This window comes from Lentzea sp. NPDC060358, assembly GCF_042725365.1.
In the GTDB taxonomy this organism is placed as follows: Bacteria; Actinomycetota; Actinomycetes; order Mycobacteriales; family Pseudonocardiaceae; genus Lentzea.
Window position 1 is genome coordinate 1 of record NZ_JBHXCW010000160.1, and the last position, 18,007, is coordinate 18,007.

The window sequence follows — 18,007 nt, forward strand, 5'->3', positions numbered from 1 at the left end:
CCCCGATCAGATTGCCGGGGGTCTGGGGGCAGCGCCCCCAGGTGGAAGCACGCAACAGGAACGGTCCCAAGAAAGCCAGGAAAAACGGCTAAGACGCACGATGCCGAGACCCGACGGGAACCACCAGCGGAGTCCCGGCAACCGGATCCTCCACAACCCGGGCATCCAACCCGAAAACATCCAGCAACAGGGCCTCGGTCAACACCTCACCAGGAGTCCCCTGAGCGACGACCCGCCCGTCCCGCATGGCGACGACGTGATCCGCGTACCGGGCAGCCAGGTTCAGGTCGTGCAACACCATCACCACGGTCCGGCCGAGCGAGGAATGCAGCTCCTGCACCAAATCCAGCACGTCGATCTGATGAGCGAGATCCAGGTAGGTGGTCGGCTCGTCCAGCAGCAGCAAATCGGTCCCCTGGGCCAAAGCCATCGAGATCCACGCCCGCTGCCGCTGCCCACCGGACAGTTCGTCGACGGTCCGCTCGGCAAGATCGGAAATCCCGGTCATCGCCAGAGCAGCGTCCACGGCCTCGGCGTCCTCGGAGGACCACTGCCGGTACCAGGCCTGGTGCGGATGCCGCCCCCGAGCAACCAGGTCAGCCACCGTCAGCCCCTCGGGCGCGGAAGGCGACTGCGGCAACATCCCGAGGACCCGAGCCACCTCCCGGGAGGGCAGCCGGTCGATCGCCTTGCCGTCCAGCAGAACGGCCCCGGACCGGGCCGGCAGCAACCGCCCGAGAGCCTTCAGCAGGGTCGACTTCCCGCACCCGTTGGGCCCGATGACGGCCGTGACGGTCCCCCCGACCACGGACAGGTCGAGCGTGTCGACGACCAGCCGCTCGCCGTACCCCACGGACAACGACGAAGCCTCAAGACGCACACTCATACCCGCGCCTCCCGGCGACTCCGAACAAGCAGGTACATCAGATAGGGCGCCCCGAGCACGGCGGTCACCACGCCGACCGGCAGCTCGATGCGGTAGATGGTCCGCGCGACGAGGTCGGACACCATGACCAGCACCCCGCCGACCACCACGGACCCGAACAGCGGCGGCTGGGCGGTCCCGGCGAGGCGCAGCGCGATCTGCGGCGTGGCGAGCGCGACGAACGCGATCGGCCCGGCGGCGGCCGTGGCGACGGAGGCCAGCACGATCGCCACCACGATCAGCAGCGACCGCGCCCGGTTCACCCGCACCCCGAGCCCGCGCGAGGTCTGGTCGTCGAACTGCAGCGCGCCGAGCACGTGCCCGCCGATCAAAGCGACCGGGATCAGCACCGCCAGCGCCAGCGCGACGGGCACGACGTGCTCCCAGCCGCGGCCGTTCAGCGAGCCGGTGATCCACACCATCGCCCGCCCGGCGTCCAGCACATCGCCGACGGTCAGCAGGTAGTGCGTGAAGTTGCCGGCCACGGCGGTGATGCCGATGCCGACCAGCACCATCCGGAAGCCCTCGATGCCCTGCCGCCACGCCAGCGCGTAGACGAGCAAACCGGCGGTCAGGCCACCGGCGAGACCGGCCAGCGGCAGGCCGATCGAGGCCGCGGACCCGGTCACCACGCCCAGCGACCCGCCGAACGTGATCACCGAGACGGCGCCGGCACCGGCTCCCCAGGTCACGCCGAGGATGTCCGGCGAGGCCAGCGGGTTGCGCACGATCGCCTGGAAGATCGCCCCGGACAACCCGAGCGCACCGCCGACGAGCAGGCCGGTCAGCGCGCGGGGCATCCGCAGCTCCGTGACCACGAACTGGTCGCGGCGCGAGCCACCGCCGAGCAGCGTGTCGACGACCCGTCCCGCGGTCAGCGGGAAGTCGCCGATCATGATGTCGACGACGAACACCGCGGCCAGCACGACCAGCGCGATCGCCACGACCAGCAGCGGCCGCGGCCTCAGCCGGAACGAGGTGGCGCCGACCCGCAGGGCAGGCCGGGGAGCCGTCTTGAGCGCGGTCAAATCTTCACCAGCTTCTTGCGGCGCACGAGGTAGATGAAGAACGGCGCGCCGATCAGCGCCAGCATCACGCCGACCTCCACTTCCGACGGGCGGGCGACCACGCGGCCGACGATGTCCGCGAACAGCAGCAGGATCGCGCCGACGAGAGCCGAGAACGGCAGCAGCCAGCGGTAGTCCGGGCCGGTGAACGCGCGCGCCACGTGCGGCACCACCAGGCCGATGAACCCGATGGGCCCGCACGCCGCGACGGCGCCGCCCACCAGCAGCGTGATGGCGAAGATGCCGAGCGACCGGGTCGTCCGGACGCGCACGCCCAGCGACGTGGCCACGTCCTCGCCCAGCGACAGCGCGTTGAGGCCCGGCGCGTTGAACGCCGCCACGACCAGGCCGACGAAGAGGAACGGCAGCACCTGCCAGAGGACCGCCAGGTCGCGGCCGCCGATGCCGCCGACCTGCCAGAACCGGAACGCGTCGAGCGACTGCTGGTCGAGCAGGACGATCGCGGACACCAGGCCGTTCATCAGCGCGGAGACGGCGGCACCGGCCAGCGCCAGGGTCACCGGCGACGAGCCACCGCGGCCCGCCGACCCGAGCAGGAACACCACGACGCTCGCGATCATCGCGCCCGCGAAGGCGAACCAGATGTAGCCGACCAGCGAGTTCACGCCGAGCAGGAAGATGGAGAGCACGACCGCGAGCGCCGCGCCGTGCGTGACGCCGAGGATGCCGGGGTCAGCGAGCGGGTTGCGCGTGTGGCCCTGCATGAGGGCGCCGCCGACGCCCAGCGCGATGCCGACCGCGATGCCGATCAACGTCCGCGGGACCCGCAGCTCGCGGATCACCACGTCGTCCTCGACGCCGGTCGGGGTGAACAGGCCGTGCCAGACGGCGGAGAGCGCGATCTCCTTGGACCCGATCGCGATGCTCGCCAGCGCCACGACGACCAGCACGGCCAGCAGGAAGAGCAGGCCGAACGACTTGCGACCCAAGGCCCACCCCTCCTAGCTGCGACGAAGTCAGGTGAGCCTAACCGAAGCGTCGCGGCCGGGCGGCGGGCGACCGCGCGGCGCCGATCACAGCGCGGAACACGTCAACAAGATCAGCTCTCGATATTCATCGACGCACCGATGTCGTTTGGACCGACTCGATTCACGTGCTTGTGGTCGGGCGGTCACTCGAATAACACGAAGGGGTTCCGGGGACGATTCCCCGGAACCCCTTCGTGATTCAGCGAATTTCAGCCCTGCTGGTGGTAGGCGTCGAGCACCTCGGCCGGGATGCGACCCCGGTCGGACACCTTCATGCCCTGCTTGCGCGCCCACTCGCGAATGGCCTGGTTCTGCTCGCGGTCCGCCGATGCCGGACGCGCCTTCACACCGGCCGGACGACCGGGGCCGATGCGCTTGCGGCCACCCGCACGACGTGCACCTCCGACGAAGTCGGCCAACGCGTCGCGGAGTTTGCCCGCATTACCCGAGGAAAGGTCGATCGTGTAGGCGACACCATCCAGTCCGAACTCGACGGTCTCCTCAGCGGTGGAACCGTCCAGATCGTCGACCAGGGTCACGGTGACCTTCTGCGCCATGCGTATCCTCCAGGACCCCGAATGCGCGGTCACCCGCGTCGCCAACTAAAGCCTTCTGCCGGGCAGGTTAGCGCACGGGTGCCGCATTGCACCTATCGACATCCGGAAAGTTACTCATTCAGGGCGAACGAGCGGGAACAAGATGGTCTCCCGGATACCCAGACCCGTGAGGGCCATCAGGAGGCGATCGATACCCATTCCGACGCCACCACTCGGTGGCATTCCGTACTCCAGTGATCGCAGAAAGTCTTCGTCGATCGGCATCGCCTCGTGGTCGCCGGCCGCGGCAAGACGGGCCTGCGCTTCGAGCCGTTCCCGCTCGATCACGGGGTCCACCAGTTCGGAGTAACCCGTTCCCAGTTCGAATCCGCGGACGTAGAGGTCCCACTTTTCGGCGACACCCGGCTTGGTGCGGTGTTGCCTGGTCAGCGGGGACGTCTCCACCGGGTAGTCGCGCACGAACGTCGGCTCGTGGAGCGTGCCGCACACCAGGTGCTCCCACAGCTCCTCGACGAGCTTGCCGTGCCCGAACTTCGGGTTGACCTCCAGTTCGTGGCGGTCACAAAGCTTGCGCAGGACCTCGGCCGGCGTCTCGGGGGTGATTTCCTCACCAACCGCTCCGGACAACGACTCGTAGATGCTGAGCGTCGTCCATTCACCGGAGAGGTCGTACTCGCTGCCGTCCGCCAACGTGACGATCTGAGAACCCGTCACCGCTTCCGCGGCTTCCTGGATGAGCTCACGCGTGAGTACGGCGTTCGAGTCGTACGTGGCGTAGGCCTCGTAGTACTCCAACATCGAAAACTCGGGCGAATGAGACGAGTCCACACCTTCGTTGCGGAAGTTGCGGTTGATCTCGAAGACCTTCTCGATGCCGCCGACGACGCAGCGCTTCAAGTACAGCTCCGGCGCGATGCGCAGGAACAGGTCGATGTCGAGCGCGTTCGAGTGCGTGATGAACGGACGCGCGCTCGCACCTCCCTGCAGCGTCTGCAACATCGGCGTCTCGACTTCGAGGAATCCACGGCGGTGGAACGAGTCGCGCAGAGAACGAACCACGTTCGCTCGGGTCCGAACAGTGTCGCGCGCGGTCGGCCGCAGGATCAGGTCGACGTATCGCTGGCGAATGCGGGTTTCCTCGCCGAGTTCCTTGTGCGCGACCGGCAACGGGCGCAGCGACTTCGACGTCAGCTGCCATCCGTCGGCCATCACGGAAAGTTCTCCGCGGCGCGAGCTGATGACCTCGCCGTGCACGAAAACGTGGTCGCCGAGGTCGACGTCGGTCTTCCACTCGGAAAGCGCTTCTTCACCCACTCCGGCGAGGCTCAGCATCGCCTGGAGTTCGGTGCCGTCGCCTTCGCGCAGCGTCGCGAAGCAGAGCTTCCCGGTGTTGCGCAGGAACATGACCCGGCCGGTCACGCCGACGACCTCGCCGGTCTGCGTGTCGGGCTCGAGTTCGGGGTGCGCTTCGCGGATCTCGCGCAGCGTGTGGGTGCGCGCGACTTCGACGGGATACGGCTCCTTGCCGGAAGCGAGCAGCCGCGCACGCTTCTCCCGGCGCACGCGCATCTGCTCTGGCAGGTCTTCTTCGCTGGTCACAGGGCTTTGCTTCGGCTGCTCACTCACGCCGAGAAGGGTACGGAAGTGCTCGGAGGGGAAGCGAACCGGATACCCCGGCGAATTCGGGACGCCCTAAGTTGGACGGATGGATCTACACGCGAGGCGAGCGGACTCGTTCGGTGCGCAGGCCGAGGCCTACGCCGAACACCGGCCTGACTATCCCGTGGCGGCGATCCGGTGGGCGCTGGAGCCCCTGGGCGCGGACGAGCCGCTGGACGTGCTCGACCTGGCCGCCGGCACCGGCAAGCTGACCGCGGGGCTGTGCGCGGAAGGACATCGCGTCACCGCCGTGGAGCCGAATGAGCAGATGCTTTCCGAGCTGGTGCGCCGCGTCCGCGACGTGCGCGCGCTGCCGGGGCACGCCGAACACGTCCCCGTCCCCGACAACACCATCGACGCCGTCTTCGTCGGCACCGCGTTCCACTGGTTCGACCAGGAGAAGGCGATGCCGGAGATCGCGCGCGTGCTCAAGCCGGGCGGTGTCCTGGCGGCGCTGTGGAACGAGCCGGACACCGGCGTCGAGTGGGTCGCCGGGCTCGAGCGGATCTCCGGCACGAGCGTCGAGAGCCGGCGCGAGGCTCCGACCTGCGTGCGGCCGCACGAGCTGTTCGGGCCCGTCGAGCGGCGGGCGTTCCCGCACGCGCACCGCAGGGAGTCGCCCGAGGACATGGTCGCCACGATCAACACCCACTCGCGGATGCTCGTCATCGACGACGAGGAGCGCGCCGCGGTCACCGAGAAGCTGCTCGCGTTCCTGCGTGCCCGCCCGGAGACGTCGAACGGGCCGTTCGACGCCCCCCTGCGCACGGACGTGACGCGAATGGTGACCGTCAGCGGGTGACCGCGGGCATGTTGCGCTCGAAGACCATGCGCAACCCCAGCAGGGTCAGGTCGGGCACGTGGTGCGCGATCGTCGAGGACTCGGAGACGACCAGCGGGGCGAGCCCGCCCGTGGCGATCACCGTCACGGGACCGGGGTCGCTCTGCTGGAGCTCCTCGGTGATCTTGCGGACCAGCCCGTCCACCTGGCCGACGAACCCGTAGACGATGCCGGACTGCAGGCACTCCACGGTGTTCTTGCCGATCACGTTGCGCGGCCTGACCAGCTCGACCTTGCGCAGCTGGGCGGCACGCGACGCCAGCGCGTCGACCGAGATCTCGATGCCGGGCGCCAGCGCGCCGCCGAGGAACTCGCCGCGCGAGGAGATCACGTCGAGGTTCGTGGACGTGCCGAAGTCGACCACGATGCACGAGGTCGAGTAGAGGTGGTGCGCGGCCAGCGTGTTGATCACGCGGTCCGAGCCCACCTCCTTCGGGTTGTCGACGAGCAGCGGGACACCGGTCTTCACGCCCGGCTCGACCAGCACCTTCGGCACGGCGTCGTAGTAGCGGCCGAGCATCACCCGCAGCTCGCGCAGCACCGCGGGCACGGTGGACAGCGCGGAGATGCCGGTGATCTTGTCGGCGTACTCGCCGAGCAGGCCGCGCATGGTCAGCGCGAGCTCGTCGGCGGTCATCCTGGCGTCGGTGCGCATCCGCCAGTCGCGCACGAGCGGGGCCGAGTCGCCGACCCCGTCGTACAGACCGAGCACGATGTTGGTGTTGCCGACGTCGATGGCGAGCAGCACGTGTGGTTCCTCAGTTCTCGGTTTTGATCAACGCGTCCAGCGCGGTCGCCTCAACGGTCTCAGAAGAGAGTCCGCTCGTGGAGCCGTTCACCAGACCGGAGCCCTCCGGCGCGTGCGCGGGGTCGGAGCCGAGGTCGGCGACCTTGTTGTTCGCGTCCACGAACACGACCCGCGGCCTGTAGGTGCGCGACTCGGCGTCGTCCATCTGCCCGTACGCGATGAGGATCACGATGTCGCCGGGGTGCACGAGGTGCGCCGCCGCGCCGTTGATGCCCAGCACGCCCGTGCCGCGCTCACCGGGGATGACGTAGGTCTCCAGGCGCGCGCCGTTGGTGACGTCGACGATGGCGACCTGTTCACCCGCCAGCAGGTCGGCGGCCTCCATCAGGTTCTCGTCCACCGTCACCGAGCCGACGTAGTGCAGGTCGGCCTGCGTCACGGTGGCACGGTGGATCTTGGACTTCAGCATCGTGCGGAACATGGCACTCCCCCTACTCGTCGCCTTCGCCGAGCAACACCGCGATGTTGTCGATCAGGCGGGTGGCACCGACGCGGGCCGCGACCAGCAGCCGGGCGTCGCCGTTCTCCGGCGCGGGACCGAGGTCGACCCCGCGCAGCTCCAGGTAGTCGAGCTCGACCTCGGGCACCTGCGCCAGCACGTCGTGCGCGGCCTTGAGCACCGCGTCGGCGCCCTGCGAGCTGACGTGGGCGCCCGCGGTGAGGGCGGCGGACAGCGTCACGGCGTGGTGGCGCTGCTCCTCGGACAGGTAGGCGTTGCGCGACGACAGCGCGAGGCCGTCGTGCTCGCGGACGGTCGGCACGCCGACGACGTCCAGCGGGAAGTTGAGGTCGCGCGCCATCCTGTGGATGAGCTGGAGCTGCTGGTAGTCCTTCTGCCCGAACACCGCGTAGGTGGGCTGCACGATGTTGAACAGCTTCGACACGACGGTCAGCACGCCCCCGAAGTGGCCGGGGCGGACCGCGCCCTCAAGCTCGTCGCCCAGCGGGCCGGGGTGGACGGTGACCTGGGCACCCTCCGGGTACATGTCCTCCGCGGACGGCGCGAAGACCAGGCCCACGCGCTCCTCGCGGCAGATGTCGAGGTCGGCCTCGAACTGGCGCGGGTACTTCGCGAGGTCCTCGTTCGGCCCGAACTGCAGCGGGTTCACGAAGATCGACACGACGACCACCGTGTTCTGCATGACCTGCGCCTCGCGGATCAGCTGCCGGTGGCCCGCGTGCAGCGCGCCCATCGTGGGCACGAGCGCGACGTTGCGGCCGGCGTTGCGCAGGGCTCGGACGACCCGGTTGAGCCGCTGCGGGTCGCGGTGCACCGTGACGTCGTCCGGGCGGTAGTCGTCCTTGGTCAGTGGCTTGGTCACGTCAGTCCTCGAGAGTGGTGCGAACGTCGTCGGCGGCGTCGGGCTTGAGCAGCCCGGAGCGCTCGGCCCGGTCGGCGGTGCGGCGGGCGAGCACGCGGTAGCTGGGAAGGGTCTCGGGTGCCTCGTGCGAGAGCACGTCGAGGTGCTTGCGCAAGGTACCGGTGTCGCCGCGGGCGACCGGACCGGTGAGGGCCCTGTCGCCGTGGCGCAGGGAGTTGTCGAGCGCGGCGGACAGCAGCGGGCCGAGCAGGCGTTCGGCGTTGGCCACGCCCGCGCCGGAGAGCAGGTCGGCCGCGTCGCGGACCAGCGTGATCAGGTGGTTGGCGCCGTGGGCCAGGGCCGCGTGGTAGAGCGGGCGGACGGACTCGGGCACCCGGACCGGTTCCGCGTCCATCTCCACGACCAGCGCCTCGCCGACGCTCCAGGCGACCTCGTCGCCGTCCGCGGCCGTGACGCCGACGCACGCGGCGCGCATCCGCTGCAGGTCCTCCTCGCGGCCGGTGAAGGTCATGACGGGGTGCAGCGCGAGCGTGAGGGCGCCGAGCTCGGCGGCGGGGGCGAGGACGCGCACGCCCTGGGCACCGCTGGTGTGCACGACGATCTGGCCCGCCCGCAGCGACCCGGTGGCGACGAGGCCCTTGACCAGGCCTTCCAGCTCGTCGTCGGGGACGGCCAGCAGCACGAGGTCGGCGCGCCGCGCGACCTCGGTGGGGTCCTCGACGGGGACGCCGGGCAGCAGCTCCTCCGCGCGGTCGCGGGAGGCCCTGGAGACGGCGGACGTGCCGGCGACCACGTGGCCCGCTCTGGCCAGCGCGGCGCCCAGCGCCGAGCCGACCCGGCCTGCCGAGATGACACCGACAGCGAGCCTGGCCGGACGTGGGGTCGCGTCCATGCGACTAACTCCTTCTGACGTTCCAGTCCCGGGTGCGGGTACCGGACGACGCCGCCGAGGGTAATCCGCTGTTCCCGGCGTTTCCCCGCTCGGTGACCGGACTCACCGGCGGGCGGCGGCCCTGGTGGCGTGCAGCGTGTCGAGCAGGACCCCGTGGCGCTGCTCCGCGCTCTGGCCGGCCGTTCCCTGCTCGATGCGGTGGCGCAGGAACGCCAGTTCGGTGACCGCGATCTGGTAGGCCTTCACCGACTTGACCGCGCCCTCGCCGGACTTGCGCTTGACCGCCCGCAGCCAGTTCCGCCGGCCGTTGAGGCTCGCCAGCAGGGCCACCTCGCTGTTGGCGATCCACCGGTTCTGCGCCATCGCGGCGAGCTGCCCCGCCACGATCCGCTGCTCCCGGCGCCGCTGCCACACCACGATCGCGACGGCGCCCGCGAACACCGGCACCATGATCAGGAAGTACAGGTTGATGAAGTCGGACCCGGTGCCGACGGTCGTGGAGAAGTTCCACAGCGAGTGCAGCCCGACCGCGGTGAGGTACCCGCCGATCGGCGCGAGCACGCGGGTCGTGGCGTGGCTGGTGCTGGCCGCGATGCCGACGCCGATGCCCGTCATGGCCGTGAACAGCGGGTGCGCGAACGGCGACAGCACCCCGCGCAGCACGAACAGCGCAACCACCCCGCCACCCATGTTGCCGAGCCCGTCCTCGAGGAAGACCCGGCCGAAGTACCAGATGTTCTCGGTGAACGCGAAGCCCGCGGCCGTGATGCCCGCGTAGACCATGCCGTCGACGACGCCGTCGAACTCGTGCCGCCGCCGCGCGAACACCGCGATGAGGAACACCGCCTTGGTGGCCTCCTCGACGATCGGCGCCCCGACGACGGCGGTGAACGTCGTGCCGTCGTTGGTCAGCAGGTCCCCGAGCACGCGGCTGGTCTGGTTGAACGCGAGCGAGCTGATCGTCGCCCCGCACGCACCCCAGACGAACGCGAAGAGCAGCATCTTCGCCGGTTCCGGCTCCCACCGGTCGATCCACAGGAACGCGCTCACGACGAACGCGACGGGGATCAGCGCCGCGGCGGCGCCCACGAGCAGCGGCCCGATGCCGATGCTGGACGTGCCGAGCGCGAACAGCACCAGCCCGGCCGCGGCCAGCGCGATGAGGGCCACGACGGGGAACAGGACGGTCCAGCGGCGCTGCTCGATGCGCTTCTTCGGCGTCGGCGTCGGCGTGAGGTCGGCGTCGGTCACGAAATGACCTTAGATGCACACTTGTCCGGTGTTCGACTGGGAAGCCGCTTGGCACGCCGCGCTGTACGGCCCCGGCGGCTTCTTCGCCCGCGGCGAGAAGCCGTTCTCGCACTTCCGGACGTCTCCGCTGGTCGGTCCGGAGCTGGCCGCCGCGCTCGTCGAGCTGCTGTCGCGAGTGGACGCGGCCCTGGGATTTCCCCCGGTCGTGGACTTCGTGGACGTCGGTGCGGGCGGCGGGGAGCTGGCTTTCGCGGTGCGTTCGCTGGCTTCGGGGTCGCTGGGTGCGCGGTTGCGCGTGACGGCGGTCGAGCTCGGACCGCCCGTGCCGTTGCCCGGTGTCCGGTGGACCTCGTCGATCCCCGCCTGCACCGGGTTGCTGGTCGGGCACGAATGGCTCGACTCGATCCCCTGTCCGGTGGTCACCGGTCCGTCCTCGGACCCGTGGATCGCGCGGTGGTGGCCTTCGCTGGCTGACGGGGCACAGGCCGAGGTGGGGGCGTCCAGGGACGCCGCCTGGGCCGCCGCGGTGGCCTCGGTGCGCGGGGCGGCCCTGGCGATCGACTACGGGCACCTGGTGTCGTCGCGGCGGTTCACGCTGACCGGGTACCGGGAGGGGCGCCAGGTGCCGCCCGTGTTCGACGGGTCGTGCGACATCACCGCGCACGTCGCGCTGGACGCCTGTGCCGCGGCGGCCGGCGGGGAGCACGTGCTGGTGTCGCAGCGGGACGCGTTGGCGGCGCTGGGGTTGAGCGCGTCGGTCGGTGGCAGCGGGTGGGACTGGCTGGAGTCCGCGGCTCGGGCCGGGCGGATCGCCGAGCTGCGTGATCCCGGCGGGCTGGGCGGGTTCGGGTGGCTGCTGCACGGGTGCTCGGTGGCCGTCGCCGACCTGCTGCCCTCGTTGCCGCCCTGGCGTCCGAATCCCGCCAGCTTTTCTCCGGCGTGACGGCGATCGTCTACTTCGTGCTGATTCACACCGTGTCGCCTGATGCCTCGTTCTCCGACCCCGGGCGTGAGTACCGGGCTTCCGAGCCCGGCGTGCCGTTGCGGTGCTGCCTGCGGAAGTCGCTGCCCGGTGAGCCCGTCTGGTTGTTCCGGTACTCGCCCGCGTCCGGACTCGGTCCGTACGCCGAGGTGGGTCCGGTGTTCACGCACGTGGACTGCTCGTCGTCGCCCGCGCTGGACCGGCTCCCCGAAGAATTGTTGAACAATCCCCGGATCCTACGTTCCTACAACACCGCAGGTCAGATCGTGGACGGTGCGGTGGTGGAACCCGGATCGTTCGATCGTGCAATCGAAGAATCGTTCAACAATCCCTCAATCGAGTCGATCCAGGTGCGCAGCGTGTCGCACGGGTGCTTCTTCTTCGCGGTGACGAGGTCGTGAACGCGGGCGGGCTCGCGCCGCTGGCCCGCCCGCTCCGGCGACACTCCCCGCCGTCCGACCTCGGGGCCGGTCCGGCAACACCCTCGACACCGCCGGATCTCGGGCCTGCTCAGACGACACCCTCACCCCCCGCCGGACCTCAGGCCCGCTCCGGCGACACCTTCGACGCCGCCCAGCCTCAGACCCGCTCCGGCGACATCCTCCACTACGCCGCCCGACCTCAGGCCCGTGCTGGCAACACTCTCCCGGCGCAGCCGACCTCAGTCCCGCGCCGACATGCTCGCTCCGGCGCCACCCCGGCCGATCGCCCCCGTTGCCACCACGCCCATCCGGTCCGGCCTCGCCCGACCACCCTCACCCACCTCGGCCAGCTTGGCCCGATCACCCTCGCCCACCCGGCAAGCCTGGCCCGACCACCCTCGCCCAACCCGGCCAGCCTGGCCTGATCATGCTCGCCCCGCCCATCTTGGTCGCCCAGCCACCCCCTTCTGGCCGCGCCCAGTCGGCCGTGTCCCCCGACTCGCCGAACCCGTGCCCGCTCCACTCACCCCAGCCGCCACGCCCACCTGTCCAGCCCGCCACCCCTCACTCCGCCGGCCAGCTCGCCCCACCAACCCCGTGCGTCCAGCCACCCCGTGCGCCCAGCCACCCCGTGCGCCCCACCAAGCTCACCCAGCCCGCCACACTCGCCCCACCGGCACGCGCCTACCACCCCGCTCCACCAGCTCACCCAGCCGCCACCCTCGCTCCACCGGCCCGCGCGCCCACGACACTCGCTCCACCGGCTCACCCGGCCGCCACCCTCGCCACCGGCCGCGCTCCCGCCACCCGGTCGCCCCTGTCACCTCCGGCCGCCCCCGCGCACCCCGCCACGCCCCGAGCCCCGCCACGTCCCAGCCCCTCCCCCGACCCGTGAAACCATGCTCCGGTGAGCGAGCAGATCACCGTTGGAGTCGGGGCAGGCGCCCGGTACCTGGGCGTGGACCGCGTGATCGACCTGGGGCCGTTGCACCCGTCGGCCCACGGCGCGTATCGCCTGCGCCTCACCGTCACGCCCGATCTCGTCATCACCGCGGCCGAGCCGCTCGTCGGGCACCTGCACCGCGGCGCCGAGAAGCTCTTCGAGGTCCGCGACTACCGGCAGGTGCTGACGCTGGCCAACCGCCACGACTGGCTGTCGGCCTTCTGCAACGAGCTGGCCGTGGCGCTGGCCGTCGAGCGCATGACGGGCATGGACGTGCCGGTGCGAGCGCAGTGGTTGCGCGTGTTGTTGTGCGAGCTCAACCGGCTGATGGCGCACATGGTGTTCCTGACTCCGTTGGCGCCCAACGCCGCCGCCTACCGCGAAGGCGTCCAGGCGCTGATGGAGGAGGCGTCGGGCGGGCGGATCCACTTCATGTTCAACCGGATCGGCGGGCTGCGCGAGGACGCGCCCGCCGGCTGGGTGGACCGGGTCGCCGACTTCCTGTCCACTGTGGACACCGACACCCTGGAGATCGACTTCGGCCGGCTCGAAGGGCTCGGCGTGCTCGGCGAGGACGACGCGCTCGCGTACGGCGTCACCGGGCCGATCGGGCGGGCCAGCGGGGTGGACTTCGACCTGCGGCGCGACGATCCGCTGCCGGCCTACGAGCACCTCGACTTCGCACCGGTCGTGCGCACCGAAGGCGATGCCGCGGCACGGGTGCGGTGCCTCCTCGGCGAAGTCCGGCTGTCGACGGCATTGGCCGGGGCCTGCCTCGAACAGCTGCCGCAGGGGCCCGTGAACGTCCGGCTGCCCAAGGCCATCAAGGCACCCGAGGGGTCGGTCTACACGCGCGTCGAGGCGCCGTTGGGCACGTCCGGGGTGCACTTGTCGTCACGGGGCGAGAAGACGCCGTGGCGGTTGAAGTTGCGCACGCCGTCGTTCAACAACGTTCAGGCGTTGTCGGCGTTGCTGCCCGGCACGAAGGTGGACGACCTGCCGGGCGTGCTCAGCTCGTTCGCCGTCATCGTCGGCGACATCGACAAGTAGCCGATCGGCAGGAGCCGATCGGCGAGGAGCTAGTCGTCGCGGCGACGGCGGCGGCGCGGGGCGTCGCCTCCGCCCAGCGAGGCCAGCAGTTCGCTCACCGACTTGCCGTCCGCGTGCGCGCCGGACGGGTCGTCCTGCGCCGCGCGGCGGCCGGTGCCCGGCGACACCACGGGCAGGCGGGTCGAGGAGTCCTCGGCCACCCGGCGGCCCGAGACCGGGGGCTCGTCCGCCGCGGAGCGGCGGCCCGTCGAGACCACCGGCAGGCGGGCCGAGGACTGCTCGGAGGCGCGGCGGCCGACGGGCGGCAGCGACACCAGGGAGTCCTCGGACTTCGTGCGGCGGGACGGGGCCGGCTCCTCGGAACGCCTGCGGCCGGCGGGGGCCGGGGCGGCCGGGCTGTCCGGCTTCAACGTCTCCCACGAACCGCTGTCCTGCACGGGCGCCGGAGCGGCGGGCGCGGCGGAGCGGTCGTCGGCGCGGCGGCGGCCGCCACCGGTCTGCTGCAACGACTTCGGGTCGATCATCGCGGTCCGCTCGGCGACGCGTGACCGGGGCTGCTCGGGCTTGCGGGGTTCCACCGGTTTGACGGCGGGCGCCTTCGGCGGCTGCTCCGGGCGCGCCAGCGCCTCGGTGCGGTTGGCCTGGGGCTGGACCGGCGGGCGCTGCACGCGTTCCGTGCGCTGCACCTGGGCCTGGGCCGGCGGGGCCTTCACGGTCGGCGGCGGCACCGGGGCGGGCTTGGCGCCACCGAGCCGCGCCGAGACGGCCGCGGCGGCGGACGTGCGGGGCTGCGGGCGGGCCGGTTCCTGCTTCGCGGCCTTCACGGGCTCGCGGCGGACCACGGCGGGCTGCGGGCGCGGCGAGGCGCGCGTCGGCTCCGGGCGCGCGGGTTCGGGGCGGGCCGGTTCACGGCGCGGCGGCTGCACCTTGGCGTCGTGGGCGACGCGTTCGATCAGCTCGGTGCGCTCGGACGGCTTCTCCGCCGGCACCGACGACGCGGAGATCGCGTTGATGATCCGCTTCTCGGCGCCCGGCGTCAGCCGGGACGCGTCCGAGGCGAGGGCGCGCAGGCGGGTGGACTCCGCGCGCAGCGCGACCCGTTCGACCAGGACGTCGCCGCCCAGCAACGCCTGCAGGTTGTCGCGCAGGGCGTGCAGGTCCGCGCGCAACGCCTCGATGTCCGCGCGGGACTCCTCCTCGATGCGCTTGCGCGTCTCGGACTCGATCTCCAGCTCGTACTCGCGACGGGCCGCGACCTCGCGCTCGAGCTCCAGCTCGTAGACGGACTGGAGGTCGGCCACCTCGCCGTCACGCTCGGTGACCTGACGGCGGTATCTGGCGGCCAGGAAGGCACCCACCAGTGCTGCCCACAGAGCAGCGACCACGGCCAGACGCAGCATTCGGGCGCTGTCGCTCAGCACGAGCACAGCCGCGGCCACGAGGGCGAGCGCCAATGCTGCTACTAAGAGCAACCGCCCGGAGCCACGACCGTGATCTTCCTGCTCGTCGTCGATCGACGCGCCTCGCCCGGTCATGCGCACTACGGTACCGCGCAGTTATGGGACTGAGACCTACGGCCGGGTATCTATCTCGTTTCCGGAACCCTCGTTGGGCGTCTTGCAGCAGTGCTCCAGCCACAGCGCCGCGGCCGTCAGGAGTAGCGCGGAGACCATCCCGACAACGGCGGCCACCAGGTCGTTCGAGGCGGCGGGGAACGAGTCGCGGACCGGGATCACGAAGATCGACAACCCGGCCCAGGCCCCGAACATCAAAGCGCCCAAAACGGACGAAGCCTTTGCCAATGCGACGGCTCGGGCGGCCGTCAGCGGCTGTACCGGGCGCGCGCCCTGACGGCGTTCGATCCTGGCGCGCAAGGAGAACGCGAGCACGACCTCGACGACGGCGATCACGAACAGCGTCGATCCGGCCAGGACGGGCAACGGTGGCAACGTGTCGTACGAGAGCCGCAGCAGCAGGTGCGCCAGGATGCCGGCGATGATCGCGACGGCCGCCAGGTCGCGGGGGCGGGTGAACCTCACGAGTCCATCCAACCCGAAAGCACGAGATCGTCGCGCCTGCGCACACCGTCCGAAGAGAACTCCAGCGCCGCAACGGGTCCGTGGCCGGGCAGCACCGCGTCCGGCTCGACGTCGAGCCACGGGACGAGGACCGTCGCGCGCTCAAACGCCCCAGGATGCGGCAGAAGCAGCTCCGGGTGGTCCGAGGTCACCCCGTCCACCGAAACCACGTCCACGTCCAACGTGCGCGGTCCCCAGCGCTGTTCCCGCACGCGTCCGGCGGCGTTCTCCAGCTCCTGGCCGCGCCGCAGCCAGCCCCACTCGTCGATCCCCTCCGCCGCGACGACCACGACGGCGTTCAGGAAGTCCGGCTGGTCCTCGACGCCCCACGCCGCCGTTTCGTACACGGGCGACACCGCGACCACGTGCGGCCGCAACCCGTCCACGACGGACCGCAGGAACGCCAGGCGGTCGCCGAGGTTGGAGCCGATCGACAGGACCGCGCGGGTCACCGGGATTCCTTGGGGGGCAACGGCCCTGCCAGCCGGCGCGAGCGGCGGATCGTCACCGACACGTCGTCGAACGTCAGCGGGATCGGCGCGGACGGCTTGTGCACCGTCACCTCGACCGCGTGCAGGCGCGTGTCCGTCATGGCCTCGTCGGCGATGCGCCCGGCGACGGTCTCGATCAGGTCGTGCGGCTCGCCGCCGACGATCGCCGCGGCCATCTCGGCGAGCTCGCCGTAGTGGTAGGTCTGGCTCAGGTCGTCCGTCCGCGACGCCGAGGACAGGTCGAGCCAGAGCGTGATGTCGACGACGAACTCCTGCCCGTCGCGCTTCTCGTGCTCGAAGACGCCGTGGTGGCCGCGCACCCGCAGGCCCGTCAACGCGATCCGGTCAGCCATGTCCCCGCCTCCACGCACCGGCGACGGCGACCGCGTCCAGCGTCCGGTCGACGTCGTGCACCCGCACACCCCAAGCCCCGTTGAATGCGGCCAGCGCGGACACCGCCGCGGTCGCGTCCTCCCTGCCGTCCGGTGGACGGCCGCCGAGCAGCGTGCCGAGGAAGCGCTTGCGCGACGCCCCCACCAGCACCGGGAAACCCAGCTCGACCAGCTCGTCCAAGCGCTGCAGCAGTTCCCAGTTGTGGTCGCCGAGCTTCGCGAAGCCCAGACCGGGGTCGAGCACGATCGACGACTCCGCGACTCCCGCCGCCATCGCCGACTCCACGCGCTCCAGCAGCTCCGAACGCACGTCGACCACCACGTCGTCGTACCGCGCGAGGGAATCCATCTCCGTGCTGTGCCCACGCCAGTGCATCAGCACGTACGGCACACCCGCAGCGGCAACGACCTTCGCCATCTCCGGGTCGGCCAGACCGCCCGACACGTCGTTGACGATCGCCGCGCCCGCGTCCAGCGCGGCCGCGGCGACCGCGGCGCGCATCGTGTCGACGCTGACCGGCACGCCCTCGGCCACCAGCGCGCGGATCACCGGCACCACGCGGGCGATCTCCTCGGCCGGGTCGACGCGCTCGGCGCCCGGTCGCGTGGACTCGCCGCCCACGTCGACCACGTCGGCGCCGTGCCCGTGCATCTCGACGCCGTGCGCCACCGCGTCACGCCGGTCGAGGTAGCGGCCGCCGTCGGAGAACGAGTCGGGCGTCACGTTGAGCACGCCCATCACGACGCACCGGCCGGGACGGGGCAGACCGCTCACCGCGTCCGGCCCCTGATCAACTCGATCGCCTCCGCCCGCGTGGACGCGGACGTGCGCAGCAACCCGCGCACCGCCGAGGTCGTGGTGCGCGAACCGGGCTTGCGCACCCCGCGCATGCCCATGCACAGGTGTTCGGCCTCGACGACCACGATCACGCCGCGCGGCTCCAGCTTGCGCACCAGCGCGTCGGCGACCTGCGACGTCAGCCGCTCCTGCACCTGCGGCCGCTTCGAGTAGAGGTCGACGAGCCGCGCGAGCTTCGACAGCCCCGTCACGCGGCCCTTCTCGTTCGGGATGTACCCGACGTGCGCGACGCCGTGGAACGGCAGCAGGTGGTGCTCGCAGAAGCTGAACATCGGGATGTCGGTGACGAGGACCAGCTCCTCGTGGCTCTCGTCGAACGTCTTCGCGAGCACGGTGTCCGCGTCGGTGTAGAGCCCCGCGAACAACTCCCGGTAGGCCCGCGCCACCCGTGCGGGTGTCTCGCGCAGGCCCTCGCGCTCCGGGTCCTCACCGCACGCGATCAGCAGCTCGCGCACCGCCGCCTCCGCGCGGGTCTGGTC

Annotated in this window: 20 protein-coding genes; 4 read left to right on the forward strand and 16 right to left on the reverse strand. The window is 71.2% G+C overall.

The features are described from left to right. Window positions 1-88 precede the first annotated feature (88 nt). From ACFWGZ_RS28030 to lysS, 5 genes are all read right to left on the reverse strand, one after another. The gene (locus tag ACFWGZ_RS28030; protein WP_382454572.1) at window positions 89-886 is read right to left on the reverse strand and encodes an ABC transporter ATP-binding protein; all 798 of its coding nucleotides are present in this window, start codon (window positions 884-886) and stop codon (window positions 89-91) included. Then, complete coding sequence (locus tag ACFWGZ_RS28035; RefSeq protein WP_382454573.1) at window positions 883-1,953, reverse strand: FecCD family ABC transporter permease; 1,071 nt, start codon at window positions 1,951-1,953, stop codon at window positions 883-885. The genes ACFWGZ_RS28030 and ACFWGZ_RS28035 overlap by 4 nt, the downstream gene beginning before the upstream one ends. Beyond that, window positions 1,950-2,942: a FecCD family ABC transporter permease gene (locus tag ACFWGZ_RS28040; RefSeq protein WP_382454574.1), complete on the reverse strand. Its 993-nt coding sequence runs from the start codon at window positions 2,940-2,942 to the stop codon at window positions 1,950-1,952. Before ACFWGZ_RS28040 ends, ACFWGZ_RS28035 begins: the two co-directional genes overlap by 4 nt. A gap of 248 nt (window positions 2,943-3,190) precedes the next feature. Beyond that, window positions 3,191-3,538, reverse strand: a complete 348-nt coding sequence (locus ACFWGZ_RS28045; protein WP_382454575.1) for an Lsr2 family protein — start codon at window positions 3,536-3,538, stop codon at window positions 3,191-3,193. Between the two features lie 114 nt (window positions 3,539-3,652). After that, window positions 3,653-5,107 carry a lysine--tRNA ligase gene (gene lysS, locus ACFWGZ_RS28050; RefSeq protein ID WP_382454589.1) on the reverse strand — a complete coding sequence of 485 codons (1,455 nt, stop codon included), beginning with the start codon at window positions 5,105-5,107 and terminating at the stop codon, window positions 3,653-3,655. 136 nt (window positions 5,108-5,243) lie between these two features. Between lysS and ACFWGZ_RS28055 the strand changes: the two genes are divergently transcribed. Then, a complete protein-coding gene (locus ACFWGZ_RS28055) occupies window positions 5,244-5,999 on the forward strand; it encodes a class I SAM-dependent methyltransferase (RefSeq protein ID WP_382454576.1) in 756 nt (251 codons plus the stop codon). On the opposite strand, the gene ACFWGZ_RS28060 is transcribed toward ACFWGZ_RS28055, so the two are convergent. The 5 genes from ACFWGZ_RS28060 to ACFWGZ_RS28080 all read right to left on the reverse strand — a co-directional run bounded on the left by ACFWGZ_RS28060 (window position 5,989) and on the right by ACFWGZ_RS28080 (window position 10,311). Then, window positions 5,989-6,786, reverse strand: a complete 798-nt coding sequence (locus ACFWGZ_RS28060; RefSeq protein WP_382454577.1) for a type III pantothenate kinase — start codon at window positions 6,784-6,786, stop codon at window positions 5,989-5,991. The genes ACFWGZ_RS28055 and ACFWGZ_RS28060 overlap by 11 nt on opposite strands. A gap of 10 nt (window positions 6,787-6,796) precedes the next feature. Next, a complete protein-coding gene (panD, locus tag ACFWGZ_RS28065; protein ID WP_382454578.1) occupies window positions 6,797-7,267 on the reverse strand; it encodes an aspartate 1-decarboxylase in 471 nt (156 codons plus the stop codon). Window positions 7,268-7,277: 10 nt separating this feature from the next. Further along, entirely contained in the window at window positions 7,278-8,168 is an 891-nt protein-coding gene (gene panC / locus ACFWGZ_RS28070; RefSeq protein WP_382454579.1) for a pantoate--beta-alanine ligase, read from the reverse strand. A gap of 1 nt (window position 8,169) precedes the next feature. Beyond that, window positions 8,170-9,060, reverse strand: coding sequence for a Rossmann-like and DUF2520 domain-containing protein (locus tag ACFWGZ_RS28075; protein ID WP_382454580.1), 891 nt, complete (start codon window positions 9,058-9,060; stop codon window positions 8,170-8,172). 102 nt (window positions 9,061-9,162) lie between these two features. Continuing rightward, window positions 9,163-10,311, reverse strand: coding sequence for a PrsW family intramembrane metalloprotease (locus ACFWGZ_RS28080; RefSeq protein WP_382454581.1), 1,149 nt, complete (start codon window positions 10,309-10,311; stop codon window positions 9,163-9,165). Window positions 10,312-10,339: 28 nt separating this feature from the next. On the opposite strand from ACFWGZ_RS28080, the gene ACFWGZ_RS28085 reads away from it, so the two are divergent. The 3 genes from ACFWGZ_RS28085 (at window position 10,340) to ACFWGZ_RS28095 (ending at window position 13,708) form a co-directional block, all read left to right on the forward strand. After that, window positions 10,340-11,254 carry an SAM-dependent methyltransferase gene (locus ACFWGZ_RS28085; protein WP_382454582.1) on the forward strand — a complete coding sequence of 305 codons (915 nt, stop codon included), beginning with the start codon at window positions 10,340-10,342 and terminating at the stop codon, window positions 11,252-11,254. A 92-nt stretch (window positions 11,255-11,346) separates the two neighbouring features. Continuing rightward, window positions 11,347-11,694 (forward strand): DUF1203 domain-containing protein, encoded by a 348-nt coding sequence (locus ACFWGZ_RS28090; RefSeq protein ID WP_382454590.1) that lies wholly within the window; start codon window positions 11,347-11,349, stop codon window positions 11,692-11,694. Between the two features lie 928 nt (window positions 11,695-12,622). Further along, a complete protein-coding gene (locus ACFWGZ_RS28095; protein ID WP_382454583.1) occupies window positions 12,623-13,708 on the forward strand; it encodes an NADH-quinone oxidoreductase subunit D in 1,086 nt (361 codons plus the stop codon). 29 nt (window positions 13,709-13,737) lie between these two features. On the opposite strand, the gene ACFWGZ_RS28100 is transcribed toward ACFWGZ_RS28095, so the two are convergent. From ACFWGZ_RS28100 to folE, 6 genes are all read right to left on the reverse strand, one after another. Beyond that, window positions 13,738-15,243 (reverse strand): DUF6779 domain-containing protein, encoded by a 1,506-nt coding sequence (locus ACFWGZ_RS28100; protein ID WP_382454584.1) that lies wholly within the window; start codon window positions 15,241-15,243, stop codon window positions 13,738-13,740. A 36-nt stretch (window positions 15,244-15,279) separates the two neighbouring features. Beyond that, window positions 15,280-15,747: a DUF3180 domain-containing protein gene (locus tag ACFWGZ_RS28105; protein WP_382454585.1), complete on the reverse strand. Its 468-nt coding sequence runs from the start codon at window positions 15,745-15,747 to the stop codon at window positions 15,280-15,282. Next, window positions 15,744-16,238, reverse strand: coding sequence for a 2-amino-4-hydroxy-6-hydroxymethyldihydropteridine diphosphokinase (folK, locus tag ACFWGZ_RS28110; protein ID WP_382454586.1), 495 nt, complete (start codon window positions 16,236-16,238; stop codon window positions 15,744-15,746). The genes ACFWGZ_RS28105 and folK overlap by 4 nt, the downstream gene beginning before the upstream one ends. Then, complete coding sequence (gene folB / locus ACFWGZ_RS28115; RefSeq protein ID WP_382454587.1) at window positions 16,235-16,630, reverse strand: dihydroneopterin aldolase; 396 nt, start codon at window positions 16,628-16,630, stop codon at window positions 16,235-16,237. Before folB ends, folK begins: the two co-directional genes overlap by 4 nt. After that, the gene (folP, locus tag ACFWGZ_RS28120) at window positions 16,623-17,408 is read right to left on the reverse strand and encodes a dihydropteroate synthase (RefSeq protein WP_382454591.1); all 786 of its coding nucleotides are present in this window, start codon (window positions 17,406-17,408) and stop codon (window positions 16,623-16,625) included. The genes folB and folP overlap by 8 nt, the downstream gene beginning before the upstream one ends. Before the next feature lie 32 nt (window positions 17,409-17,440). After that, the coding region (folE, locus tag ACFWGZ_RS28125) for a GTP cyclohydrolase I FolE (RefSeq protein ID WP_382454588.1) at window positions 17,441-18,007 on the reverse strand (567 nt) is incomplete at its 5' end.